26 protein-coding genes and 5 tRNA genes are annotated in these 24,887 nt (G+C 46.8%); 12 read left to right on the top strand and 19 right to left on the bottom strand.

What is annotated here, in order from left to right; genetic code table 11:
- Positions 1-115: 115 nt before the first annotated feature.
- The 13 genes from rplL to HAL07_RS04980 all read right to left on the bottom strand — a co-directional run bounded on the left by rplL (position 116) and on the right by HAL07_RS04980 (position 4,801).
- Positions 116-490 (bottom strand): 50S ribosomal protein L7/L12, encoded by a 375-nt coding sequence (rplL, locus tag HAL07_RS05040; protein ID WP_053941948.1) that lies wholly within the window; start codon positions 488-490, stop codon positions 116-118.
- A 15-nt stretch (positions 491-505) separates the two neighbouring features.
- Positions 506-988, bottom strand: a complete 483-nt coding sequence (rplJ, locus tag HAL07_RS05035) for a 50S ribosomal protein L10 (protein ID WP_053941949.1) — start codon at positions 986-988, stop codon at positions 506-508.
- A gap of 82 nt (positions 989-1,070) precedes the next feature.
- Positions 1,071-1,772: a 50S ribosomal protein L1 gene (gene rplA, locus HAL07_RS05030; RefSeq protein ID WP_053941950.1), complete on the bottom strand. Its 702-nt coding sequence runs from the start codon at positions 1,770-1,772 to the stop codon at positions 1,071-1,073.
- A 2-nt stretch (positions 1,773-1,774) separates the two neighbouring features.
- Entirely contained in the window at positions 1,775-2,200 is a 426-nt protein-coding gene (rplK, locus tag HAL07_RS05025; RefSeq protein ID WP_053941951.1) for a 50S ribosomal protein L11, read from the bottom strand.
- 9 nt (positions 2,201-2,209) lie between these two features.
- Positions 2,210-2,737 (bottom strand): transcription termination/antitermination protein NusG, encoded by a 528-nt coding sequence (nusG, locus tag HAL07_RS05020; RefSeq protein ID WP_053942005.1) that lies wholly within the window; start codon positions 2,735-2,737, stop codon positions 2,210-2,212.
- A 15-nt stretch (positions 2,738-2,752) separates the two neighbouring features.
- Complete coding sequence (gene secE, locus HAL07_RS05015; protein WP_053942006.1) at positions 2,753-2,932, bottom strand: preprotein translocase subunit SecE; 180 nt, start codon at positions 2,930-2,932, stop codon at positions 2,753-2,755.
- Between the two features lie 23 nt (positions 2,933-2,955).
- Positions 2,956-3,031: transfer RNA gene (locus HAL07_RS05010), tRNA-Trp, on the bottom strand.
- A gap of 19 nt (positions 3,032-3,050) precedes the next feature.
- Positions 3,051-3,212, bottom strand: a complete 162-nt coding sequence (rpmG, locus tag HAL07_RS05005; RefSeq protein ID WP_053945337.1) for a 50S ribosomal protein L33 — start codon at positions 3,210-3,212, stop codon at positions 3,051-3,053.
- Between the two features lie 8 nt (positions 3,213-3,220).
- Positions 3,221-4,420: an elongation factor Tu gene (tuf, locus tag HAL07_RS05000; protein WP_053941953.1), complete on the bottom strand. Its 1,200-nt coding sequence runs from the start codon at positions 4,418-4,420 to the stop codon at positions 3,221-3,223.
- 49 nt (positions 4,421-4,469) lie between these two features.
- Positions 4,470-4,544: transfer RNA gene (locus HAL07_RS04995), tRNA-Thr, on the bottom strand.
- 13 nt (positions 4,545-4,557) lie between these two features.
- Positions 4,558-4,634 (bottom strand) — tRNA-Gly (locus HAL07_RS04990).
- Between the two features lie 2 nt (positions 4,635-4,636).
- A tRNA-Tyr gene (locus HAL07_RS04985) sits at positions 4,637-4,722 on the bottom strand.
- Between the two features lie 3 nt (positions 4,723-4,725).
- Positions 4,726-4,801 (bottom strand) — tRNA-Thr (locus tag HAL07_RS04980).
- A gap of 111 nt (positions 4,802-4,912) precedes the next feature.
- Here HAL07_RS04980 and HAL07_RS04975 point away from each other — a divergent pair.
- From HAL07_RS04975 to HAL07_RS04925, 11 genes are all read left to right on the top strand, one after another.
- Entirely contained in the window at positions 4,913-5,464 is a 552-nt protein-coding gene (locus tag HAL07_RS04975) for a YceI family protein (protein WP_053945336.1), read from the top strand.
- Positions 5,465-5,508: 44 nt separating this feature from the next.
- On the top strand, positions 5,509-8,100 hold the full coding sequence (gene alaS, locus HAL07_RS04970; protein WP_053945335.1) for an alanine--tRNA ligase: 2,592 nt from the start codon (positions 5,509-5,511) through the stop codon (positions 8,098-8,100).
- The gene (ccoS, locus tag HAL07_RS04965) at positions 8,100-8,312 is read left to right on the top strand and encodes a cbb3-type cytochrome oxidase assembly protein CcoS (RefSeq protein WP_053945334.1); all 213 of its coding nucleotides are present in this window, start codon (positions 8,100-8,102) and stop codon (positions 8,310-8,312) included. The genes alaS and ccoS overlap by 1 nt, the downstream gene beginning before the upstream one ends.
- Positions 8,305-9,258, top strand: a complete 954-nt coding sequence (locus tag HAL07_RS04960) for an NAD(P)-binding domain-containing protein (protein WP_053945333.1) — start codon at positions 8,305-8,307, stop codon at positions 9,256-9,258. The genes ccoS and HAL07_RS04960 overlap by 8 nt, the downstream gene beginning before the upstream one ends.
- A gap of 34 nt (positions 9,259-9,292) precedes the next feature.
- Complete coding sequence (locus HAL07_RS04955; protein ID WP_053945332.1) at positions 9,293-9,835, top strand: YbhB/YbcL family Raf kinase inhibitor-like protein; 543 nt, start codon at positions 9,293-9,295, stop codon at positions 9,833-9,835.
- 78 nt (positions 9,836-9,913) lie between these two features.
- Positions 9,914-10,399, top strand: coding sequence for a 3-hydroxyacyl-ACP dehydratase FabZ (gene fabZ, locus HAL07_RS04950; RefSeq protein WP_053941959.1), 486 nt, complete (start codon positions 9,914-9,916; stop codon positions 10,397-10,399).
- Complete coding sequence (lpxA, locus tag HAL07_RS04945) at positions 10,396-11,199, top strand: acyl-ACP--UDP-N-acetylglucosamine O-acyltransferase (protein ID WP_053945331.1); 804 nt, start codon at positions 10,396-10,398, stop codon at positions 11,197-11,199. Before fabZ ends, lpxA begins: the two co-directional genes overlap by 4 nt.
- A complete protein-coding gene (gene clpX, locus HAL07_RS04940) occupies positions 11,196-12,494 on the top strand; it encodes an ATP-dependent protease ATP-binding subunit ClpX (protein WP_053945330.1) in 1,299 nt (432 codons plus the stop codon). Before lpxA ends, clpX begins: the two co-directional genes overlap by 4 nt.
- Positions 12,495-12,513: 19 nt before the next feature.
- On the top strand, positions 12,514-13,551 hold the full coding sequence (locus HAL07_RS04935; protein WP_053829503.1) for a rod shape-determining protein: 1,038 nt from the start codon (positions 12,514-12,516) through the stop codon (positions 13,549-13,551).
- A 3-nt stretch (positions 13,552-13,554) separates the two neighbouring features.
- Positions 13,555-14,415 (top strand): rod shape-determining protein MreC, encoded by an 861-nt coding sequence (locus HAL07_RS04930; RefSeq protein WP_053945329.1) that lies wholly within the window; start codon positions 13,555-13,557, stop codon positions 14,413-14,415.
- Positions 14,415-15,254, top strand: coding sequence for a hypothetical protein (locus HAL07_RS04925; RefSeq protein WP_156295946.1), 840 nt, complete (start codon positions 14,415-14,417; stop codon positions 15,252-15,254). The genes HAL07_RS04930 and HAL07_RS04925 overlap by 1 nt, the downstream gene beginning before the upstream one ends.
- Here the strand turns inward: HAL07_RS04925 and rlmN are convergent.
- Positions 15,238-16,326 (bottom strand): dual-specificity RNA methyltransferase RlmN, encoded by a 1,089-nt coding sequence (rlmN, locus tag HAL07_RS04920; RefSeq protein WP_202903481.1) that lies wholly within the window; start codon positions 16,324-16,326, stop codon positions 15,238-15,240. The two genes, HAL07_RS04925 and rlmN, sit on opposite strands and share 17 nt — an antisense overlap.
- A gap of 86 nt (positions 16,327-16,412) precedes the next feature.
- Between rlmN and dcd the strand changes: the two genes are divergently transcribed.
- The gene (gene dcd / locus HAL07_RS04915) at positions 16,413-16,976 is read left to right on the top strand and encodes a dCTP deaminase (RefSeq protein WP_053942007.1); all 564 of its coding nucleotides are present in this window, start codon (positions 16,413-16,415) and stop codon (positions 16,974-16,976) included.
- Between the two features lie 1,022 nt (positions 16,977-17,998).
- On the opposite strand, the gene HAL07_RS04905 is transcribed toward dcd, so the two are convergent.
- From HAL07_RS04905 to HAL07_RS04890, 5 genes are all read right to left on the bottom strand, one after another.
- On the bottom strand, positions 17,999-19,513 hold the full coding sequence (locus HAL07_RS04905; protein WP_053945325.1) for a TrbL/VirB6 family protein: 1,515 nt from the start codon (positions 19,511-19,513) through the stop codon (positions 17,999-18,001).
- Between the two features lies 1 nt (position 19,514).
- Entirely contained in the window at positions 19,515-21,038 is a 1,524-nt protein-coding gene (locus HAL07_RS04900) for an AAA family ATPase (protein WP_156295945.1), read from the bottom strand.
- A 110-nt stretch (positions 21,039-21,148) separates the two neighbouring features.
- Positions 21,149-21,298, bottom strand: a complete 150-nt coding sequence (locus HAL07_RS07945; protein WP_156295944.1) for a hypothetical protein — start codon at positions 21,296-21,298, stop codon at positions 21,149-21,151.
- A gap of 10 nt (positions 21,299-21,308) precedes the next feature.
- Positions 21,309-22,058, bottom strand: coding sequence for a hypothetical protein (locus HAL07_RS04895; protein WP_053945323.1), 750 nt, complete (start codon positions 22,056-22,058; stop codon positions 21,309-21,311).
- Between the two features lie 246 nt (positions 22,059-22,304).
- Positions 22,305-24,788, bottom strand: coding sequence for an SIR2 family protein (locus HAL07_RS04890; protein ID WP_082355867.1), 2,484 nt, complete (start codon positions 24,786-24,788; stop codon positions 22,305-22,307).
- Between the last annotated feature and the right edge of the window lie 99 nt (positions 24,789-24,887).

Below are 24,887 nucleotides of genomic sequence, written 5' to 3'. Positions count from 1 at the left end.
TGGAAGCTGGAGCTAACACACGCATGAAAATCAAGCTCAATTTGAATCCATTTTGGCGGTGTTCCCCTTGATACACGCTTTGCCCCTCCTTATCCCCTCCTTTTTTTAAAAACCCTTACTTAATTTCAGCCTTTGCCCCAACTTCTTCAAGTTTCTTTTTAATGGTTTCGGCTTCCTCTTTATTCACGCCCTCTTTAAGCACATGGGGAGTTTTCTCTGTGGCTTCTTTGGCTTCTTTAAGGCCTAAGCCGGTGATTTCGCGCACCACTTTAATGACCTTGATTTTTTCTGCCCCGGTTTCAGCAAGCACCACGCTAAATTCAGTTTTTTCCTCCACCGCTTCAGCAGGTGCGCCGGCCACGGCTCCAGCCACGACAGTGGGGGCCGCACTCACACCAAATTTTTCCTCAAAAGCTTTCACAAGCTCAGAGAGCTCTAAAACACTCAGACCACCGATGTAGTCTAACACTTCCTCTTTACTAATTGCCATGCAAATCCTTTATTCTTATTCTTGTTCTTTTGCTTTGCGCAAATTGTCTAAGCCTGTCACAAAATAGCGCGCTGGTGCCGTCCAAACAGACAACAACATGCCAATGAGTTCTTCTCTGCTGGGTAGTTTAGAGATCGCTTCAATGTGTGCTGTGCCTACGGCCTGTTTTTCAAACAGCCCCATTTTCACAATAAAGCGTTCCTTATGCTCCTTAGCAAAGCCCATGACCAATTTAGACAACGCAATTTGATCCGCGCCCCAAATAAAGACATTGGTCTCTTTGAGCTCTAAGGTTGGCAAATTTGCCCCTTTTAAAGCCAAAGACGCAAGGGTGTTTTTAATCACCTGCACACTAACTCCCTGTGGGCGGGCTAAATTACGCAATTTCTCTAAATGCTGCACCTGCAAGCCTTTGTAATCGCACACCACTAGAGCTTGCATTTGGGCAAACGCATCGGTCAGTTTAGAAACCAACTCTTGTTTTTGTTCTTTATGCATGTTTCCTCCTTTCCAACTAACTTCCACAAGGCGCAAACGCGATTAAGCTAAAAAAGCCCTTGTTTCTTCAGTTAAAGATGAACTATTTGACATCCATGAGTTCTTGGGCGTTTAAACGCACCCCGGGCGACATGGTTAAAGACACCACGCTGTTGCGGATGTACTTGCCCTTAGAAGTGCTGGGTTTTAAGCGGTTAATCGCGCGCACCAACTCAAGCATGTTGTCTTGGAGCTGTTCTTGTTTGAAACTCGCCTTGCCAATGGGGGCGTGTAAATTGCCCTTTTTGTCCACGCGAAAATTGACCTGCCCGCTTTTAGCGTTGCTGACCGCTTTTTTAATGTCCATCGTTACAGTGCCGGTTTTAGGATTGGGCATCAGCCCTTTAGGCCCTAAAATGCGCCCCACTTTCCCCACAACCGCCATCATGTCCGGTGTGGCAATGACCATGTCAAAATTGGTGTTGCCGTTTTTGATCTCTTCGGCTAAATCCTCGCCCCCGACCACATCTGCGCCCGCCTCTTTGGCTTCATCGAGCTTAACATCTTTGGCAAAGACCGCGACTCGCACTTTCTTGCCCGTGCCATGGGGCAACACCACCGCCCCGCGCACCATTTGATCGGCATGTCTAGGATCCACGCCTAGACGCAAAGCCACCTCTACGGTCTCATCAAACTTGGCCGAAGCCAAAGACTTTGCTACGCCAAGGCCCTCTTCAAGGCTATAAACTTTCTCTTTGTCAAACTGCTCGTTTAGCTTTTCTACCCGTTTTGCTAGCTTTGCCATAGTTATCCTTCTACCTCAATGCCCATGCTTCTTGCACTCCCCATGACGATTTTTTTTGCCGCCTCTAGGGTGGTGGTGTTGAGATCTTCCATTTTAGTTTGGGCGATTTCCTCCACTTGCTGCATGGTGAGCTTACCCACCTTGTTTTTTAAGGGGTTATCCGATCCCTTAGCCACCCCGCTTGCCTTTTTAATCAAGTCTGTAACGGGAGGCTTTTTTGTGATAAAAGTGAAACTTTTGTCTTGATAAACCGTGATGATGACCGGGATATTAAAACTGCCCATGTCCTTGGTTTTCTCGTTAAAAGCCTTGCAAAACTCCATGATATTCACGCCCCTTTGGCCCAAAGCGGGACCAATGGGCGGGCTAGGGTTAGCCTTACCGGCGGGGACTTGCAATTTAATCTGCCCGACAACTTTTTTTGCCATGCACTCTCCTTAAATGATTTTTTCCACTTGAGAATATAAAATCTCGATCAAAGTGTTGCGCCCAAAGATAGACACATTGAGCTTTAATTTGCGATGTTGCACATCGTACTCCTCCACTGTGGCGGTGAAGTTGGCAAAGGGCCCCTCAATGATGCGCACCACCTCGCCTTTTTCGTAGTAGATTTTGGGTTTGGGCGCGGCGCGATTCGTCATTTTCTCTAGGATATTGCCGATGTCCGCATCGCTTAAAGGCGTGGGCTTTTTGCTTTCGCCAATAAAACGGCTCACGCGGGGCAAGGATTGGATCTTGTGCCAAAGCACGGTGTCTAAATCCACCTTGATAAACACATAGCCGGGGTATAGACTGCGCTCGGTTACTTTATTCTTGCTCTTTTTGGACAGCTCGATCACATCCTCGGTGGGCACAATGATCTCTTGCACACGATCGGCAATGTTGTTTTCACGCACCATGTTTTCAATGGCCTTTTTGACCGCTTGCTCGCTGCCTGAATAAGTTTGAATCGCGTACCACTCCATACCCACGCCGACCCCTTATAAAATGCTCGCAACAAAAGACGACAAAACAAAATCGATCAAGGTCAAAAACAGCGTGATGATCGTTACAACAACGAGCACGGACACCAAAGCGTTTCTGATCTGCTCTTTGAGCGGGAAGATCACCTTTGATAGCTCTTCTTTTGTCAGCTTGTACTGCGCTAATAATTTATTCATGCCACCTACTTTCATTTCACCCCTGGCAGGCCAGGAGGGACTCGAACCCCCAACAATCGGTTTTGGAGACCGGTGCTCTACCATTGGAGCTACTGACCTACAATCCCCCTCCTATTGCCTAGCTGGTTTTAAGCTTCACTTCCTTATGGGTCGTGTGCTTATTTTCCCGAGGGCAGAACTTTTTGAGCTCCAGTTTCTCTGTGTTTGTCTTGGCATTCTTGGTGGTGCTGTAATTGATCTCAGCACAATCCACACATTTTAATCCAACCTTAACTTTCACAATGCATCCTACTCGATGATTTTAGTCACCACACCCGCGCCCACGGTTTTACCGCCCTCACGGATCGCAAATTTTGTCCCTAATTCAAGGGCGATGGAGCTAATCAACTCAACCACGATCTTGGTGTTGTCCCCGGGCATGATCATTTCTGTGCCTTCAGGCAAAGTAATAGAACCGGTCACATCCGTGGTGCGCACATAAAATTGGGGACGATAGCCGTTGAAGAAGGGAGTATGGCGACCGCCTTCCTCTTTAGAGAGCACATACACTTCGCCCTCGAATTTTTTATGTGGGGTGATGGAGCCGGGTTTGCAAAGCACCATGCCGCGGAACACTTCCTCTTTTTTAGTGCCGCGCAAAAGCACGCCAACATTGTCGCCAGCTTCGCCTTTTTCAAGCTCTTTTCTAAACATTTCTACGCCAGTCACAGTGGTTTTTTGGGTGGGTTTGATCCCCACAATTTCCACTTCATCCCCGATTTTTACTACACCGCGCTCAATACGGCCAGTAACCACGGTCCCGCGTCCGGCGATGGAGAACACATCCTCTACGGGCATTAAGAAAGATTTTTCGGTGTCGCGCTCAGGGGTGGGGATGTATTTATCCACTTCTTCCATGAGTTTGAGCACTTTTTGGCCCCATTCGCCAATATTGCCGGATTTAGCTTCTTCCAAGGCTTTAAGTGCAGAGCCAGCCACAATGGGGGTGTCATCGCCGGGGAACTCATAGGCGCTTAAGAGCTCACGCACTTCCATTTCTACCAAGTCTAGTAATTCTTGGTCATCCACCATGTCTTGTTTGTTTAAGAACACCACGATGTAGGGTACACCCACTTGGCGGGCTAACAAAATATGCTCGCGGGTTTGTGGCATGGGGCCATCGGCGGCAGACACCACAAGAATCGCGCCGTCCATTTGGGCCGCGCCGGTGATCATGTTTTTCACATAGTCGGCGTGTCCGGGGCAATCCACATGCGCGTAGTGGCGGTTTTCTGTGGAATACTCAATGTGGGAAGTGGCGATGGTGATGCCCCTTTCTTTTTCCTCGGGGGCGTTGTCGATGTTGTCGTAATCTTTAAGCTCGGCTAGGCCTTTTAAAGACAGCACCGCAGAGATTGCCGCGCTTAAAGTGGTTTTACCATGGTCAACATGCCCGATGGTGCCTACATTGACATGGGGTTTGTTTCGTTCAAACTTAGCTTTTGCCATTGTCTTAACTCCTCTTATAGAATTTAAAGCATTGTGTTAAGGGGGAAACTGGAGCCCATAAGCGGGATTGAACCGCCGACCTCTTCCTTACCAAGGAAGTGCTCTACCCCTGAGCTATATGGGCATCCTCCCTACACTGGAGCGGGAAACGGGGCTCGAACCCGCGACCCTCAGCTTGGAAGGCTGATGCTCTAGCCAACTGAGCTATTCCCGCACTGGTGGTGAGACGTGGATTCGAACCACGGAAGACGAAAGTCAGCAGATTTACAGTCTGCCCTCGTTGGCCACTTGAGTATCTCACCTACTGGAGCTGGCTAAGGGACTTGAACCCCCAACCTGCTGCTTACAAGGCAGCTGCTCTACCAATTGAGCTAAGCCAGCGCAAAATAAGCTTAAATTATAGCTAATTTCATATATCCTTGTCAAGCCCCTTAGCTTAAGGGTTAAAAATGTTATGATTAGCCTCCATTTCTAAACATGAAAAGGATTACCATGCGCTTTTTTTCATTCAGCCTTATTTTAGCCGGCTTGCTCTCGGCCACCCCCTATAGTATTGACACCGCCCACTCTAGTGTCAATTTCACCGCCACGCATTTAATGGTGTCTAAGGTCAATGGGGACTTCTCCCAATTTAAGGGGGTTGTGGATATTGAAAAAGGGCAGTTAAAAGCTCTAGATGGAGAGATTGAGATCAAGAGCATCGACACAAAAAACGCCAAAAGGGACAAGGATTTGCTCTCGGCTAACTTCTTTGACGCACACGAATACCCCAAGGGCTATTTAAAAGCCACAAAAATCAGCCAAAAAGGCGATGGGGGCTTGCAAATCAAAGCCATGTTAAAGCTTAAGGACACCGAGAAAGAAATCACTTTAAATGGCAAACTCACCGGGCCCATTAAACACCCTATGAGCGGGGCAGAGGTCTATGGCTTAGAGTTGCACGGGCAAGTTTCGCGCAAAGCCTTTAAAATCGGGCAGAGTTTTCCTGCCAAAATCGTGGGCGAAGATATCCAAATTGCGATCCATTTGGAGTTGCACCGCTAATTTAAGTTTTTTAGGCTAGAATCGCCTTTTTTAGGGAGTGCAATATGGAACTTAAGAAGGCGTTTTTAGGGTTCTTTGAAAGTTTAGGGCACTTGCAGGTGCCAAGCTCTAGTCTAGTGCCCCAAGATTCTTCTTTGCTTTTTACCAACGCGGGGATGGTGCAGTTTAAGGATATTTTCTTAGGCAAAACCAAGCCCTTTGCCAACCGCGCCACGAGCGCCCAGCTGTGTATGCGCGCCGGGGGTAAGCACAACGACTTAGAAAATGTCGGCTACACCAACCGCCACCACACCCTATTTGAAATGCTGGGTAATTTCTCCTTTTTTGACTACTTCAAGGAAGAGGCCATCGCCTACGCCTTTGAATTCGTGCATAAGCATTTGGGCTTTGATAAAGAGCACATTTACATCAGCGTGCATGAAAAAGATCAAGAGGCTTATAAACTTTGGCAAAAGTTTATCCCCACTGAGCGCATTAAGACCATGGGGGATAAGGACAATTTTTGGCAAATGGCAGACACCGGACCTTGCGGGTATTGCAGTGAGATTTACATAGATCAAGGGGAGAAATATTTTCACTCCAGCGAGGATTACTTCGGAGGCGAGGGGGATCGCTTTTTGGAGATTTGGAATCTAGTCTTTATGCAATACGACCGCTCCAAAGAGGGCGTGCTCACCCCCCTTGAAAAGCCCTGCATCGATACAGGGATGGGCTTAGAGCGAGTGCAAGCGCTCTTAGAGGGGGTGCAAAACAACTTTGACAGCTCTTTATTTAAGCCCCTAATGGCGTGCATTGAAAAGAGCTTTGGGCTAGAGTACGCCAAGCATAAGGAATCCTTTAGGGTGTTGGCCGATCACGCCCGCAGTGTGGCGTTTTTGCTAGGCATGGGGGTTTATTTTGAAAACACGGGGCGCGGCTATGTGCTTAGGCGCATTTTAAGGCGGGCGCTAAGGCATGGCTATTTGTTGCAACAAGCACAGGGCAAGAGCTTAGAAAGCCCCTTCTTCTATGAGATTTTAGGGCGTTTTTGCGACTTGATGCCCGACTACCCCCTTTTAAAAGAACACCAAGAGAGCATTAAGCTTGAGTGCAGAGCAGAGGAAGAATTGTTTTTAGCCACCTTAGATAAGGGCATGCACTTATTTGAAAGGGCCCTTGCTGAGTGCCAAGGGCAAAAGTTTAGCGGGGCTGTGGCGTTTAAGCTTTACGACACCTACGGCTTCCCCCTAGATTTGACCGCTGACATGCTGCGCGGGCTAAATTTACAGGTGGATATGCAAGAGTACCAAGCCTGCATGCAAGAGCAAAAACAACGCTCGGCGCATAGCTTTAAACAGAGCAGTGCCAAGGACGGCTTAAAGGCACTGGATTTAAGCCATTTAGAGCCCAACCACTTTGCCGGCTACACAAGCGAGCATTTACAAACTAAAGTCTTGGCCCTTTACCCCCAAGAGGACAACCAAGCCTATATTGTGCTTAAAGAAACCCCTTTTTACCCACAGGGGGGCGGGCCCATCGGCGATAAAGGCGTGTTGTTGGATTCTGGCCATGTGCTTTTAGCCAAAGTGCTAGACACGCAAAAGCTGGGTGGGATCAACGCAAGCCTCATCGAGCTAGAGCGGGACGCAAATATCAAAGAGGGCGATGAGGTGGTGGCTCAAGTGAGTGGGCGAGCTGAGATTGCCAAACACCACAGCGCCACGCATTTATTGCATTTAGCCTTGCGCACCATCTTAGGCGAAGCCGCCAAAAAAGAAAACAAGAACGCCCAAATCCAGCAAAAGGGCAGCCACATTGAGCCCCACCGCTTGCGCTTTGATTTTAGTTTTTATCGCAATCTAAGCGATGAGGAATTAGAGCAAATAGAAAGCTTTGTCAATGAAAAAATCAGCGCTGGGGCGGCCACTTGTGTTAAAAGTGTGGGGGCAAGCGAGGCAAGAGAGAGCGGGGCGGTGATGCTCTTTGAGGACAAATATTTAGAGGAAGTGCGCCTCGTGGATATTGCGGGCTCTTTGGAGGCGTGCGGGGGCGTGCATGTGCCAAACAGCGCAAATATCGGGGGCTTTGCGATCACCAAAAGCGCGGGGGTGAGCGCGGGCGTTCGGCGCATTGAGGCGGTGTGTGGCAGGGCGTATTACGACTTTATCGCGAGCGAGCGGCGCATCCTCAAACAAGCCCGCGCTGAGTTAAAAACCCAAGATTTATTAAGAGCCCTCAAACACAAAGGACAAACCCCCAAAAGCACTCCGCCTAAAGAGCCCACACTCACACCCATTGAGGGGCAGGCGTTTAACCTAGCGGCTTTAAGCGGGCTTAAAGAGCACTTGAACCACTTTTTAGCTTTTGTGGAAAACTACAAGAGCCGCCAAGAGCCCGTCATTGCGCTGTTTCAATACCACAATTTACAAAAAAATTGCGTGGAAGTGGTCTTAAAGTCTGTGGGCGGGCACGATGTGCGCCCCCTTTTAGAGGCTCTAAAAGCGCATAGCCAAAGTCTAGGCTACACCAGCAAGGGCGGCGGACGGGCAGACCATGCGTCCTTAGTGCTGTCTTGTGGGGGGGATTTTAGCGCCCAAGACTTGCAACATATTCAAGAAGCCTTGCATTTAAAGGCACTGGAGGTTTTAAAACCTTAATGCACACAAACACCCTTTTTTTAATGCTCTTTGTTTCTTTGGTGCTGGGGCTTGTGGGGTTGCTCATCTTTTTATGGGGCTTGAAGGGCAAGCAATTTAACGATGAGAAAAAAATGCTCGAGTGCTTGCTCTATGACAGCCCGCAGGATTTAGCCATCGCCAAACAAGAGGAGGAGGCGCAAAAATTTAAGAGAAAGGATGCGCATGGGTGAAGTGTTTGATGTTTTGGTGGTGGGGGCGGGGCCTAGCGGGGTTGCCGCGGCCATTGAGTGCCAAATCAATGGGATTTCTAAAGTCTTGCTGTGTGAAAAAGAAGAGGCATGCTGTGGGATGTTGCGCAAATATTACAAGGCGCATAAACGGGTGGATAAGGATTACCGCAAACAGGTCGTGGATATTAAGGGGCATATCCCCTTTAGCGACACCGACAAAGAGGGGGCCCTAGAGGTCTTTGAAAAAGCCCTAGCTGCGCACAAAACCCCCGTGCGCTACAAAACAAATATTGAGAGCGTGGTAAAAAAGGGAGAGGTCTTTGAGGCTGCTAGCTCGTCTAATGAGGTTTTTAAGGCGCGCTCTGTGGTGATCGCCATTGGCAAAATGGGCCAGCCCAACCGCCCAAGCTACCCCATCCCCGTAGAAATCATGCGCCAAGTGGTTTATACGATCAACGACTGCAAAGAAAAAGAGGAGGTTTTGGTTGTGGGCGGGGGCAATTCAGCAGTGGAGTACGCCATTGCTCTAGCCTCCACAAACACCACGACTTTAAACTACCGCCAAAGCACCTTTAGCCGCGTCAATGAAGAGAATTTAAAAGCCCTTGAAGAGGCGTTTTCACGCAATTTAAAGAGCAAGTTAGGGGTGGATATTTTGGGCTTAGAAAGCTTAGAGGGGCGCATTCAAGTGAATTTTGCCGATGAAAGTTGCGAAGTTTATGACAGGGTTTTATACGCCATAGGCGGGGCGACCCCCTTAGACTTCTTAAAAAGATGCCAAGTCCAGTTAGAGAATAACCTACCGGTGGTGAGCCAAGAACAAGAGAGCGATATTAAAAACCTTTTCATCGTGGGAGACATCCTCTACAAGTCGGGGGCAAGCATTGGCATTGGCCTAAATGGGGGCTTTGATGTGGCACAAGTGCTTAAAAGCCGTTTGGCTTAGTTGTCTATTCTTCACTTTAACACAGGGAGTTGAAATGCAATTTTTTAAGGTTTTTATCCATACGGACTCACAAGGGTTTTTAGATTTAAAATTTGGGGGCAACGCCTCTAAAGAGTTTTTAACGCACGGGCTGCCCAAACTTTCACCCGAGATTTCTTGGGAGGCAGTGAGCGGAGCCAAGAGCTATGCCTTAGAGATCATCGACCACGATGCTGCAAGGGTTTGCGGTAAAACTTTCATCCACTGGGTGGTGGGCAATATCAAGGGCACAGAGCTTAAAGAAAACGCTTCGCTAGAGAATCAAGAGATCGCGCAGGGGGTCAATTCAATGACAGAGGGCTACTTACGCTCCAATTTAAGCCCAGAGCAACAAGAAAAATCCAATATCGAAAACAGCACCTACATAGGGCCCATGCCCCCCAATGCCGATCACCACTATTTGATCCAAGTCTATGCCTTAGATGTGGCGCATTTAGACCTAAAAAAACCTTTCTTTTTAGGGGATTTGCACGATGGAATGCGTGGGCACATCTTAGGCATGGGGCGGGTGGAATTTAAGTACCCCAAAATGCGCTAATACAGCTTTAAACTTAGGCGTGTTAAAATGGCGCTTTTTTATTATGGGTGGGGGTTTCAATAAAATTAGAGGTTAGAAATGTCTGAGCAAGAAGGATTGTATTTGGATTTAGACATCCACATGATCAGCGCAATTTTGCCCCACCGCTACCCCTTTTTATTAGTGGATCGGGTGTTGCGCTTGGAGCCTTATAAAGAGGTACATGCGTATAAAAACATCACCTACAATGAAGAGGTTTTTACGGGGCACTTCCCGGGCAAACCCATTTACCCGGGAGTGTTGATCGTGGAGGGCATGGCGCAAGCGGGGGGGTTGCTCGCTTTTGTGAGTTTGTTTGGGGCAGATCCAGAGATAGCGGCGACTAAAATCGTGTATTTCATGACGATCGATCGGGTGAAGTTTAGAAACCCCGTGATCCCGGGCGATCAACTCCATTACCACTTGAGCGAACAAAAGCACAAGGGCATGATTTGGCAAGTGGGGGGCGTGGCTAAAGTGGGCGATAAAGTCGTGGCTGAAGCCGAGCTCAAGGCGATGATTGTGGATCGCAAGGACCAGAAATGATCGCCCCCACCGCCATCATAGAAGCCGGGGCCAAGATCGATCCTAGCGTTGAGGTCGGGCATTTTTGCGTGATTGGGCCCAATGTGGTCTTAGAGGCGGGGGTGAAACTTTATAACAATGTCACGCTACTAGGACACACCACGATCGGCAAAGACAGCACTATTTTCCCCTACGCGGTGCTAGGCACCATCCCCCAAGACTTGAAATACGAGGGCGAGGAGTCTTATTTGATCGTGGGGGAGCGCAATTTGATCCGCGAACATTGTATGATCAACCCGGGCACCAAAGGCGGGGGGCATAAAACACTCATTGGCAACGACAATCTCTTGATGGCGTATGTGCATGTGGCGCACGATTGCAAAATAGGCAACCATTGTATTTTGGCCAACGGCGTGACTTTGGCCGGACACATTGAGATCGCTGATTATGTCAATATAGGCGGGCTCACGGCCATCCACCAATTCACCCGCATCGCCAAGGGTTGCATGGTCGCGGGGGCAAGCGCTTTAGGTAAAGATGTCCCCCCTTATTGCAATGTGGAGGGCAATCGGGCGTTTATTAGAGGGCTTAACAGGCATCGCATGCGCAAGCTCTTGCAAAGTGCAGAGATCGATTTTATCAACGGGCTTTATAAAAAGCTCTTTGATCTAGAGACCACGACTATTAGGGACAACGCCCAAAGGATTTTAGAGGAATACCCCAACAACCCCCACGCTAAGGAGATTTGCGAGTTTGTGCTAGAAACCGAGCGGGGCATCGCCATTAAGGCGGGGTATTTTAAAGATCAGGAGGAAGTGTGAACACCCGTTATTGTAGTTTTTGCAGCAAACCCGAAAACACCTTGCCCCACCACCGCCGTTTGGTGTTTTCATCTAAAAAATCCGGCAAAGACATACACATTTGCGAATATTGCGTGGAGGTGATGTATCAAGAACTCCACGCCAAGTTGCCCGGGGCTCTTTTAAATGTGCCACGGCCCACGCCCGAAGAAGCCCATTTAAGCCCAGCCCCCACGCCCCTAACTTCGCCCAAACTCTTAAAAGAAGCGCTCGATCAGTATGTCGTGGGCCAAGAGGAAGCCAAAAGGGTTTTAAGCGTGGCGGTCTATAATCACTACAAACGCCTAAACTACCAAGAAAACCGCGATTCTTTGGGCCAAGAGGTGGAGATTTCTAAATCCAATATCTTATTAGTCGGCCCCACGGGCAGCGGTAAAACTTTAATGGCGCAAACTTTGGCGCGCTTTTTAAATGTCCCCATTGCCATCAGCGATGCCACGAGTTTAACAGAGGCAGGGTATGTGGGCGAGGATGTGGAAAATATCCTAACCCGCTTGCTGCAGGCTAGCGATGGCGATGTTGCTAGGGCGCAAAGGGGGATTGTCTTCATCGATGAGATCGATAAAATCGCGCGGCTTTCAGAAAACCGCTCCATCACACGCGATGTCTCGGGCGAGGGCGTACAACAAGCGCTCTTGAAAATCATTGAGGGGAGCGTGGTGAATGTGAGCCCCAAAGGCGGGCGCAAACACCCTAATGAAAACTTTGTGCAGATCGACACCACGAATATTTTATTCATCTGTGGCGGGGCTTTTGATGGGATCATTGACATCATTAAACGCCGGATTCATAGCAACGTGCTAGGCTTTGGCAATGAGAAAAAGACTAAAGAACAACTAGAAAATATTTTGCATTTAGTCGAGCCTGAAGACTTGATCTCTTATGGCCTGATCCCCGAGCTCATCGGGCGTTTGCCGGTGATCTCTACTTTAAAGCCCATTTCTAAAGAGGCGATGATCGACATCTTGCAAAAGCCCAAAAACGCTTTAACCAAGCAGTACCAAGAGCTCTTTAAAATGGATGGCGTGGAGTTGGTCTTTGAGGACGAGGCGATCGAGGCGATCGCTGATTTGGCGATCAAGCGCAAAGTGGGCGCGCGGGGCTTAAGGGCGATCATCGAGAGCTTTAGCCTAGATGTGATGTTTGACTTGCCCGCCCTAAGAGATTACCAAGTCATCATCACCAAAGAGTGCGTGGCAAAACATGAAAAACCCCTTTATATCAAAAAAAACAAACCCCTTTTAATGCCTTCTTAAATCCACATGAAAGAGTCCCATGATCTTAGATAAATTAATCGGCGTGTTCTCCCACGATGTTGCCATTGACTTAGGCACGGCTAACACGGTGGTGTCTGTCAAAGGGCAGGGCATCATCATCAACGAGCCCTCCATTGTGGCAGTCAAGCTCAACAAATACGATCGCATGGAGGAAATCCTAGCCGTAGGCACAGAGGCTAAAGAGATGATCGGCAAGACCCCAGCGGGAGTGCAGGCCATCCGCCCCATGAAAGATGGCGTGATTGCGGATTTTAACATCACGGAAAAAATGATCCGCTACTTCATTGAAAAGGCGCACAAACGCAAGTCCTTGATCCGCCCACGCATCATGGTTTGCGTGCCCTATGGCTTAACCAGCGTGGAGCGCAAGGCGGTGAAAGAGAGTGCGATGAGCGCGGGGGCTAGAGAGGTTTTTTTGATCGAAGAGCCCATGGCAGCAGCCATTGGGGCGGGACTACCCGTGAAAGACCCACAGGGCAGTTTGATTGTGGATATTGGCGGGGGCACGACTGAAATTGGCGTGATCAGCCTTGGCGGGCTTGTGGTGAGTAAGAGCATCCGCGTGGCGGGCAATAAACTAGACGCGAGCATCGTGGATTATGTCCGCAAGACCTATAACCTACAAATTGGCGAGCGCACGGGCGAGGAAATTAAAATTGCGATTGGTTCTGCCATTGAGCTAAACCCCCCCTTGACGATGGAGGTGAGCGGGCGCGATCAGGTGAGTGGGATTTTAAACACCATTGAGCTTAACAGCGAGGATGTGCGCGAAGCCATTAAAGAGCAAATTAGAGAAATCAGCAACGCCTTAAAATCTGTGCTCGAAGAGGTCAAGCCCGACTTAGCGCGGGATTTAGTGGAAAATGGCGTGGTGCTGACCGGCGGGGGCGCGCTCATTCGAGGGCTAGACAAATACCTAAGCAACATCGTTAAACTCCCCGTGTTTGTGGGTGAAGAGCCCCTGCTTGCCGTGGCAAGGGGCACGAGCAAGGCGATTGAGGATTTAGATTTATTAAGCTCACTGGGGGACATTTAATTTTTGATTAGCCGGCGCACCCTTTTAGTCTTGATTGCTATTTTTGGGGTGCTTTACTGGCTCAACATCAAGGGCTCGAGCAGTTTTATTAGCGACAAAATCCGCATCTTTGTCTTAAACACCAAGGACAATTTAGTTTTTGCCTACCAAAAACACTTTAACCAAGCTCGCCTGCTTGAAGAAGACCGCAGACAACTAAAGGCCTATGAGAATTTAAAACTCGCCTACGCCAACTTAAACGCCCGCAACCAAGCCCTAGCCCTAGAGCTGGATGACTTGCAAAAGCTAGAGCAAATCGACCAAGAGGCGTTGCGCGCTTCGCCTCTAACCCCCCCTTACACGCCCAAAGATTGCGCCCCCAATGCCCAGCTGATCGATCCTGCCCACCTTTTACCCGCCCCCACCTTCACCCTCACGCGCATTTATGGCTTTGCGTCTATGGACAACCCTTATCGGGTGCTCTTAGACATTAAAAAATCTTACCCCCCGGATAAAATCTTGGGGATGGTTGCCTTTAACCAAGTGTTCGGCACCGTGATCCAAGAAAATGGACGCTTTGTGGGGCTCTTGCACGGCGATAAGCAAATGAGTTACAGCGTGGTGGTCAAAAGCGGGGGGCAAATTTATTACGGCTTTGTCACCAACGAAAACTTTAAAACTTATGTGGATTTCTTACCCGCCTACGCCACGCTAAAAGCAGGTGATCCTGTTTTTACAAGCGGACTAGACCACATTTTTAGTCCCAATATCTATGTTGGTACAATCGCCAGCGTCCAAGATCACTATGTCTATAAAAAAGCTCTGCTTAAAATCCAGCACCCCCAAAACATGCTCTTTGAAGCGATTGTTGTGGCTGTCCCCTAATGCGCCCACTACTTTTTAGCTTGCTCGCCTCTTTATTCTTAGGCTGTATGGGGATGATGCCCTTTATGATGATGCCTGCCATGTCTGGCTTGTCTAGCGACAATGAAGACAATTTAAAACAAACCCACCAAGGCTTGTTTGATGACGATGACGACGATGGCCCGCCTGTGTATTACACCCGTTTAGACCCCGTCATGCTAGACACCCCAGAGGAGCAAGCCCAAAAAGAGCAAGAAAACCTGGAAAAGCAATTAGGGGGCAAGGTGAAAGAGCCTAAAAAACCTGCAGTTACAGAGAGTGCGGGGTTGAGCTCACAAGACATCCAAGGCACACCCATGCCAAATGGGATTGAGATCAAACGCACACAGGTGATGGATGAGCTCAAAAACACCCAAGAAGCCTACGCCAAAGAGCCCAAAAAGACTCAAGAGTCCTACCATACCCTATTAAACTACTGCGCCAAAAACGCCCTGTTTAACGAGCTAGGGGCGCATTTAATCATCAGGGCAAGCGAAACCAAGCAGTGTGCACGCATGCAAAAAGCCTACTTTGTGGTGTTAAGCCAGCATTACAGCCAAATAGAGCCCATCAACCAAGCCAAAGTCGCCTTGCACGACATCATCGTGGGTTGCGACACCCAAATAGACCACCAAAGGATTTTGCAAAGCGCGTTTTTTGCCCGTTTAAAACCCGACATCACCAGCCCCAAAGATCGCTACTTGCTGCGCCACTTCACCCACGCCAAGCCCCTCAATGGCGACAAACTCCACGCCTTATTAGAAGACCCCAAACTTGGCGAAAAGTTTTACCGCTGCCAATACTTCATACAGCTGAAATAGCCAGCCCCTGTTTCTTCTCGCGCAGTTGTCCGCACGCCGCACTGATGTCTAGCCCCTTAGAAATGCGTAAAGTGCAGAGCAAGCCCTTTTGGTTAAGAAAGTCGGCAAATTGTGCGACCTTATCCAAGTCGGGGCGCTCAAATTTTAAACTCGGGTTGGGGTTGTAGGGGATTAAATTCACCTTTGCCTTTAGCCCATTTAAAAGCCTTAACAACGCCTTAGCGTGCTCTAGCCCATCGTTGCAATCCTTAATCACTAGATATTCAAACATGACCCTTTTACGGGTGTCTATGGGGAAGCGTTTAATCGCTTGGATCAAGGCTTCTAGGTTGTAGGTTTTGTTGATGGGCATGAGTTTGGATCGCAGAGCGTCATTCACGGCGTGCAGGGAGATCGCCAGTTGCACGCCCAAATCCAAAGCTCCCAAAGCGTCGATCACGGGCACAACCCCACTTGTGGAAATGGTGATCCGCCTTGTGGAGATATTAAGCCCATGTGGATCGCTTAAAATCCCAATCGCTTTGACCACTTCATTAAAATTATGCAAGGGCTCGCCCATGCCCATGAAGACTAAATTGATGCCCTTTGTGGGCTCTAGATTATGCTCTCTTTTGAGTGTTACCACTTGCTCCACGATCTCTCCCGCCTTTAAATCCCTGACAAAGCCCCCCCTAGCTGTGGCACAAAACACACACCCCACCTTGCACCCAATTTGTGAGCTCAAACAAAAAGTCAGCTTTTCTTGCGCCACAATTTGCCCGTCTGCGTCTAATTGCGTGGGTTTCATCACCATAAACACGCTTTCAAAGCTATGGCGATCGGGCGTGATAAACAAATACTTTTCGCTCTTATCCGTGCTGCATTCTTTAGCCCCAACGCTTAGAGTTTGCACGCAAAAATCCCTATCTAAACACGCCCGAAACGCCTTGGATAAATTATGCATCCCAGTGGTTGAGGTGGCGTAGCGGTGATAAAGCCAGCTAAAGAGTTGTTTGGCGACAAAGGGTTTAAAGCCCTGAGAGAGGGCGTAATCTTGCAAGTCTTTTAAAGAAAGGTCATAGAGAGAGCGCATTAAAAGCCTTTTTATCTATTCTTAACAAGGCAAAGCTTAAACAAGCTTAAAAGGCTGTGCTATAATGGAGGCTTTTGGAGGTTGTTATGGGCTTAAAAGCGGACACTTGGATCAAAGAGATGAGCGAACAACACGCCATGATCGCCCCCTTTTGTGAAAAACAAATCAATAAGGGGACAATTAGTTACGGCCTAAGTAGCTATGGCTATGATATTCGAGTCGGCACAGAGTTTAAGCTGTTTAAATCCATGGACACGGGCGTGGTCGATCCCAAGGACTTTAACCCCGCTCTTGTAGAAACCATTTACACGCAAGATTTTATCACCATCCCCCCAAATGCCTTTGCCCTAGCCCACAGCATTGAGTACATTAAAATGCCTAAGGATGTCCTTGCCATTTGTCTAGGCAAAAGCACCTATGCGCGCTGTGGGATCATTGTCAATGTTACCCCCTTTGAGCCCGAATTTGAGGGGCACATCACCATTGAGATTTCTAACACGACTTCCCTACCCGCAAAAGTCTATGCCAATGAGGGGATCGCCCAAGTGGTGTTTTTACAGGGTGATAGCGTCTGTGCCACCAGCTATAAGGACAAACAAGGCAAATACCAAGGGCAACAAGGCATCACTTTGCCTAGAGTGGAGCTATAAATTTTCTAAGAAAAAATTTCTTAGGGTTTGGTAGATGCCCTCATTGCGCTTTTCAATGTCGGCTTTGAGCCAATCGCTCTGTTTGAGTTGGGCCAATGCTTTGGCTTCCAAATATTTGGATTTTTGATACCTCTTCTTTTTGGCATCAAAATACCCCCTTGGGGATTTGCCCTCGCCATTTCTCTAGGTTTTTCTCAAATGCGCCTTAAGGCTTAACGGAGCTGTGTTGCGCGTTTAAAGGAGCTCTTGCTAAGTCAAATTTGGATTTGCTAAATTGCGAAATTTGCTAAACCTTAGGGCTTGCTATTTGATGGCAAAATTTAAGCTTGGGCTTTAACGCTTACGGGGAACACCCTTTTTTAAAACTGCTAAGAAGTGCCTATTTATGAGGGTTTTGTGGAGGGAGTGAAAAAGGGATTGTTTGAAAATAGTTTGACGCTAACACTCAAGAGCCGCCCGCCCGAAGGCGGGGCCCCTACGCGCTACCGCTTGAATTTCAAGCAGATTTTTATGAAACGCTTTGCGTTTCTCCCAAAAATAGAAATTTTTAGGCAAAATGCGCGCAAGGGCTTTTACCATTGTTTGACATGGTCTGCCCTCTTGTGTTTAGCTTACCCCCCAAAAGGGGGCTTTTCGTTTTACCCCGTTTTTTCTTGAAAATGTCTTTCGATACCGCGCTTTTAGCCTTTTTTTGCGGCTGTATGCGCGTGTATAAACCCGTGTATGTCCCCACTATGCAACATCCCCAAATTAGAGCGCCCCTCTCTTTCTAGCCCTTAAACAAGTCGAGCAAGAGCACAAAATCCGCCCCAAATTCTTTTTAGCCCCGGGTTATGACAGCCTGGGCGTGGGCCAAGCTTTGAATGTGCTGGCCGAGCGATTTAGAGGCATTTACGCTCTAGCTCTAAAGAGCAAGACAGAGACAGAAATTACTGAGTAATCGAGCAGTTTAAAGCTGATTTTGCCAAATTGATAGCTTTGCGTGCGGACTTTTCATCCCTACTCGCACTCTTAATCGAGCCTTAGCTAAACCACCCCGCTACGGTTTGGCAAACAGATTTAACCCCGCTAGCCACAGAGCTCGCCACAGATTTAATGGCACTGCCTACAGCTTGACAAGCCGATTTTAGGCCATTTGCCACGCTAGTGGCAAAGGACTTAGAGCCTGAAGCGATTTTCTGCCCCACGCTTGAGCCAGCTATGTAGCCTAAAGTCGCCCCCACAAATCCGCCCACAGCCGCCCCCACAGGTCCAAAGATTGAGCCGATAGCCATAAACAGCCCCTCCCCTGCAGCGGCACTAACAACACCCGCAAGGGTGGATAGGGAGTTTATATGGAGTTGTTCGATCGCCTGCTCGCCCGTGATTTCTCCCTTACCCCATTTATAAAGCACTTTAGCATGGTCTATGGCAAGCGTGCCTAGCGCCACAAAGACATTTTTAGCCCCACACACTTTAGGCAAAATCCCTTTTTCAGCAGCGACTTTAATGGTAGCAGCCATGGCGGTCTTGGCACTTGTGTCTGCGCCTGTGCTGATCGCCCTTTTAGCCATCTCTTGTGCCTTGCTTTTGTCTAGTTTTTCTTTAGAGCACATGAGTGAAACGCCATCGATTGCTAAAGAAATCCCCGCACTAATGAGCCCTGCCTTAATCCCCTCTTTACCAATGCCTAAAGCCAAATCCCTAGCTTGATAATCGTTGTAGGTGTTTTGGGGGAGTTTGCCCTCTTGTTGGGCTTTGCTCTGCAGCTCTTTGACTTCTTGCTTGCTTAAAGGCGTGCTGGTCGTGCCATCGGGGGCTTCTAGCTTGTCGGTAACTTTTAAGCCCTGCTCCTGCAGTTGCGCTTTTTGGTCGCTGGGGACTAATTTTTGTTGCCCCCGGTAGTCGCCCTTTTCAAAGGCTTTTTGTGTGCTTGGCGCGTCTTGGGTGTATTTGGATTGGTAACGCTTAACTACCTTGCCCTCTGCGTCCTTAATCACAAGATCCACACCATTTTTAGAATATTGCCCTTCAGGGGTCAGCACCTCCGCCCGATATGGCGAGTCTTTGGCGGTAGCGTTGAGATTAAAGCTATTGGCATGCTGTTGTTCGGCGATAAAGCCGTCTAAATGGGGGTTTTGGTTAATGAGCCCCTCATTAGTAAGTAATGCCTCTTGTATTTTGTAATTTGCCTCTTTTAGGGCATGGTCTAGGTTGTTTAAATAGGGCAGGACCTCTTGCGTGGCTAGGTTTTGGCTGGCTTTATGAAACTCGCTAGCCAGCCACTGCTCTTTGGTGCGTCCATTGGCTAGGGCTTTTTCTAAAGATTCTTGCTTTTGCTCGTAAATTTTGAGCTCTGCCTCAATCTCGGCTCGAATCTCTTTCGCATCGCATCCGGGCAATTCTTGTGCTAATTGTTTTTCAATCCCTTGAGCTCCCCCCTTTGCCTCTGCCTCTAAAAACCGCCCTAAAATTGCACTAAAGGCGTGAGCTTGCTCGGGGGTGAAGGTGGGCAAAAGGCTAGGCAGGGGCGTGGGGTTAAAAATTGTAAGTTGCATGCTAGTCCTTGTTGTCGTAGTTAAGGGTTTTGGGTGGTGTGCAAATTGGCTTTTCTTTGCCCGTGATATAAAAGCTGTCAATGGATTGCACGAGATTAAGCATGGTGGATATATCGCTAAGCTCCCCGGCATCGTATTCACTGCCCGCGTGTTTGTCTAAACGCACCAAAGCCCCCACTAATTTATTACGCACATTCAAGCGGATTTTCTCGCGTAATTGACTGCTGTAATGGCAATCCCTGCCCTCGCGGATTGCCTCCTCATAAGCCACAGCTTCGCCGGCGTTTTTTAGGTGTAATTTTTGTGCTTGCACCCGAATGGCGTGGATTTTGGCGTGCATGGTCTTGGTGATGGGCGTGGTGGCGTGTAGGGCTTTTCTTAGCAAGTCGTGGCTCAAGCTCTGCTTTTCAATAAAGCTCTCTTGCACCGCTAATTTGACAAGATTTTCTAAATCCGCCCCGCTAAAGCCCTCGCACTCTTTAGCAAGGCTTGCTAAGTCTAGGGACTCTGGGTTTTGCTGGCGTTTTTGTAGGTGGATTTTTAAAATCTGCTCTCGCTCTTTTGCGCCGGGCAAATCCACAAAAAAGAGCTCGTCAAAACGCCCCTTTCTTAAAAACTCAGGGGGAAAGCGGGTGATGTCATTGGCTGTGGCTACGATAAACACCATGCTAGTCTTCTCCTCCATCCAAGTTAAGAAATGCCCAAATAAACGCCTACTCACCTCGTGCGCGCCCTCATTAGCCCCCATACCACTAAAGGCTTTTTCAATCTCATCAATCCACAGCACACAGGGGCTGATCGCCTCGGCTAATTGCAAAGCCGCGCGCATGTTCTCCTCGCTCTGGCCTATGAATTTGCCAAACAACCGCCCCACATCTAGGCGCACTAAAGGCAGTTTAAAGAGCCCCGCACACGCCTTCGCGCTTAAAGACTTCCCACACCCGGGCACGCCCACGACCAACACGCCCTTAGGCATATCCACGCCCTTTTGGCTGGCTAAATCTAGGTTAGCGATGATGTGCGCTTGCGCTTGTAGCCAGTGTTTGAGCTTTTCTAGCCCGCCCATGTGGGCTAAGTCCTCGCCCTCTTTGGGGCGCACCATTTCTAAGAGATTGGTTTTTTTGATGCGCTGTTCTTTCTCTTGGATCACAAAGTCGCGGCTTTGGGCGTTGATGCCCCCCCTTTCGTAGTAGGCGAGGCGTAAAATCTGCTCGATTTGCACCTCCCTTAAGCCCTTGCAATCTAGGGCAAGCTCCTTTGCCACTTGCTCCTCTAGCAGGATTTGGTTGGCTTTGGCAAACTTCTTAAGGGTGGCTAGGATTTGGGTTTTATCGGGCAGGGGGATGTCAAAAATGCGGGTGTAAATCTCTAGCTCTTTGGGAATAGAAGGCGTGCCTAAATGGCTGGAGAAAATAAAAATCGTGGCGTTGTAATCGGCGTTGTTTAAAATCAAACGCGCCATGCGTTGCAAGAGCGCTATGGCGCTAGGGCTTTGCTCTAGCTGGCTTTCTATGTCTTTAAGCACCAAAAACAGCTCCTCCTCAAAGGGGCGGTCGTAGTGGGTTTTTAAAAAGCTTGCTAAATCTTGGGGGTGCTCTAAATCTAGGGGGCGTTTGCTTTGAAAATCTAGCGCGCCTAAGCGTTGTCAAATTCTAGGCACTCTCTGTCCCCTCTGACTTGTGCGATTAGGCTATCGAGCGCATCTTTATCTTGGCAGGGCATATAAAGAATAGGCGCATGGGTGTCTATGAGTTGTTGGAGTTGGTGGGTTAGAGAAGTGGGCATGGGAGTTCCTTTATAGGCCAAATTTAACATATCTTAGAGTGTGTTTGCCATTAAGTTGGTCGCCACTTGCTGCAATCTTTAGGGTGCGTGTGAAGAAAAGGTTATTGCCGGTGCATCTAAGTGGCTCGTCATCTCCATTTGTGAAACACTCATCATCAAATTTATTCCATAGTTCACTTTCAAAACAAACAATCTTACCAAAATCATGGGGTTTAATTTTTAAGTCGTCAAAATCTAAAACGATTGTGTGAACTTTTCTGCCTAGAAGTTCGGCCAATTGATTCAAGTTGTCAAAAATTGAAAAGTAATAACACATGGAACTGGATGGTTCAGTATGTCCAAATACAGGACTGAAATAAAAATGAAGCAAGAGGACTACCTTGACATGCCTCGTAGGATCGTTTTTTTTGTAATTATCCATGTCCGCTTGTATATAATCTAAGATGGCGAATTTATCTGGCTCTAATAGTTCAAAATAATCAACGTGTAACTCTTTTAGGATCGCTATGCCACTTTCTAAATCTTGGGCATTAAAGAATTTGTTCTTAAGTGCAGTGTAACTTTTCAATCTTTTTCCAACGATCAAGGTTTGTTTCTGGGTTTCAAGTTCTGTTTGTGATTTTTCTTGCTCTTCCATGCGTTTGCGATCCTCCAACACCTCTTGGATCATCTGCAAATCCGCGTCTATCCCAAAAACCTCACACAAAGCTTTTAAAATCTCCGTATCCTGTGTAGCTGTGATCGCTCCTATACCCGCCAACTCATTTTAATAACCCCTTGATCTAAGTCAACGCTATAGGGCGTTAGTTTTGTAATGTTCCAACACATCTAAGAGGTTAAAATGTTCTTTGAGCTGCTCTAAGCTGGCGATCTTCTCCCCATCGCAAGTTAAGGCAAATTTAGCTAGTTTCATGTAATCCTCCTTAAAAAATAAGCCCCTATTGTAGGACTTTTGTCTTTCAATCTGCATAAAAGACTTAAGGTGTGCAAATTACATGGAAGCTAACTAACTATCCAAATTCTCAATCAGCTCCTTAAGCCATTCACAATACTTTGCGCTCCTGTTAGTTTGTTCGTATTGATCTTTATGCTTTAGAATACCCCGCAACTTTCTTTTTATGCCCTTTTTGACATCCTCGTTGCTAGATTGATAAAGAGCTTCGATGAAGGGAAGGAAAGTTCGGTAATATTGGAACTCATCAACGCTTAGTGTCGTTAATAGTTCTTTGTTTGAATCAATCTTGTGAGGAAAGCGAGTCGAGCAAGCAAAACCAGACTTATTATCATCAATCACACGAGTATACCTTGGCGGTTTTTCATGGATTATTTCTAAAAATTTGGTAATCAGATTTTTATGTTTCTCATCAACCCATTGCCCATTAATTTCTCGTATTTTTTCTACAATCGTTAAAAAAACTGATTGTGCTCCATTCTCTCTATTATCAGCCTTACCCTTGATAAAAAGCCGAAGAAAAGTCAACACCAAATCTTGACATTTTTTAAAATTAAGTGTGCTATCTCCATGATGTTTGGATTGTCTAACTATCAACTCCTCAAGTTGTCTATATCCATTATTAAGGCTTATCACTCTCTCTTTAATTTTATCGTTAAATTCTTCTAAAATCTCATCAAAAGTGCTTTGTGCGAGTGAACAATAGGATGCTAAGAGTATAAAATTATTAAACAACTGTCTTCCCATAGCCTCAAAATCTTTAGGTTTCTTGAATCTAAGACAAATATTTGTAAAAATTTTCTCTAAAAATTCTGTTTCATTTGATTTAATTTCAATGCAAAATATCACATCAGAAAAGTATGTTTGAAAAATATCCTCCAATTCTTTAGTGTGAAAATACCTAATGCTATGGCTAAAAATTTCTTGATCCACTAGCAACAGAAACAAGATGTCCCTCTTTGTTCTCAGAGCACAACCCATTTCATACCAGCAACATTCAAGTGCTCTTGTGTAGGCCATTCTATGGCTTTCATACCTTGGGATAATGAGACAATTGCCAATTCTCATCCGATCAAACTCTCGAAGTTTCTCTAACACTTCTTGGAAGCTATTACCGCCATCACAAAAAAATCTCCTATCTTCCCAGCACGAACGAACTGTTGTAACTCGTTGTTCAAAGTAATTCTCAAGCCGAACAATATGTTCTAACTTACCTCTTTCGCTTAACATCAATGTTGACAAAGACTTTTCTCGTTCACCGCGATTTAATTCATCATATTCTCCGGTGTAAAAGCCCCAACATCTGTTCAACTCACTTAAAAACCGTATTTTAAATTCTCTCTTTCTAAAAGCTTCTTCTGATACCTTGTTGCATTGTCGATAGATTGTTTCTATGCCCTTATCATCAATAGCGCAGTTTTCAAAAAACAGAAAACATCTTAAAAGCTTATCTTTCAGTGATATTTTTTTAGACTTTGCTAATTTCTCTAAAGTGCCAAAATCAAAATATATGAGGGTACGCTTCAGTTCCTCTGTTTCTTCATTGCTTAGAACTGGTGTTGCGTCATATTTTGCTTTGATTTTTGTAAAGAGGTATTCTAGTTCTCTTTTACACTTTTGCTCCTTACACTCTTGCTCCCCATCTTTTAGTCTTTTCGCAAAGAGCTCACTAAGATACAGGACATGGATATTTTTGTTTTTATAAAATTCAAATTCATTTTTTTCAAATGGATCATTTGTCTTGATAAAGAAAATTGGTTTTAAATTCTTTGAGTGGAAATTCACCCAAGAGATAATTTGTTTGACATTGGGATCGCCTAGAGAATAACCCACTAAAACGACAAGATCGGTCGAGAAGACCCCTTTAATATAGTTTTCAATGAGAGGGAAATTTTGGCTATATTCCAAATAATCTTTTTCTCGAAAAACAATATTTCTTTTATCTAAACTTCCATGCATCTTAATGAGTTTAGAAAAACCCATAGATTTTCCCACATCCGAGTCGGTTTTTATAATGTCAAAAAACATGCCTGTTTTATAAATAGCTTTTTCAAATAAATTATCCCAATTTGTTGTGATGAGATTCTTGAGATTGAGTTTAACAATCTCTAAATGCAGGTCATTTGGTTGGGCATGGCTAGGAATCAGCCCTCCTAGTGTTTGATAATAAAAATTATGTCCAAAATGATTAAAAAACTTTTCAGCCAAGATAGGATAATCCCTACTGCTTTTGATCTCATTATAAAGTTCTTCTTTAAGTTTCTCTTCAATCTCCTTTATAAAGTCTACTGATTCTTTCTGTGATGGAGTGCTATGTTGTTCAAGAAACTTCTCGGCACGCACACGATAGTCCTCATTTCTTTCTACTTTGCCATAAAGTTTTTCTCTAAGGATATCCATCAATTCGTCCCACCTTGGCAAACCAGAAAAAGCACTGATTCTAGCCCCCGCAAAAATACTTAAATAATTTTCATTGTGCGCTTTTTTGATATTCTCTAGAGATGTTTCGATAAAGTGTCTATGTTGATCGCGTGTCATTTAAGCTCCTTCCCAGCACACTTTCCATTCTGACATAATCCCCTTAATCAAGCGCGTCCCCAATCTTGGCAAGGCATACAAAGAATAGAGGTGTATGTC

It is taken from the genome of Helicobacter ailurogastricus, from assembly GCF_001282945.1.
Classification (GTDB): domain Bacteria; phylum Campylobacterota; class Campylobacteria; order Campylobacterales; family Helicobacteraceae; genus Helicobacter; species Helicobacter ailurogastricus.
Note: the sequence above shows the minus strand (reverse complement) of the source record. Positions and strands in the feature narration are given on the sequence as shown.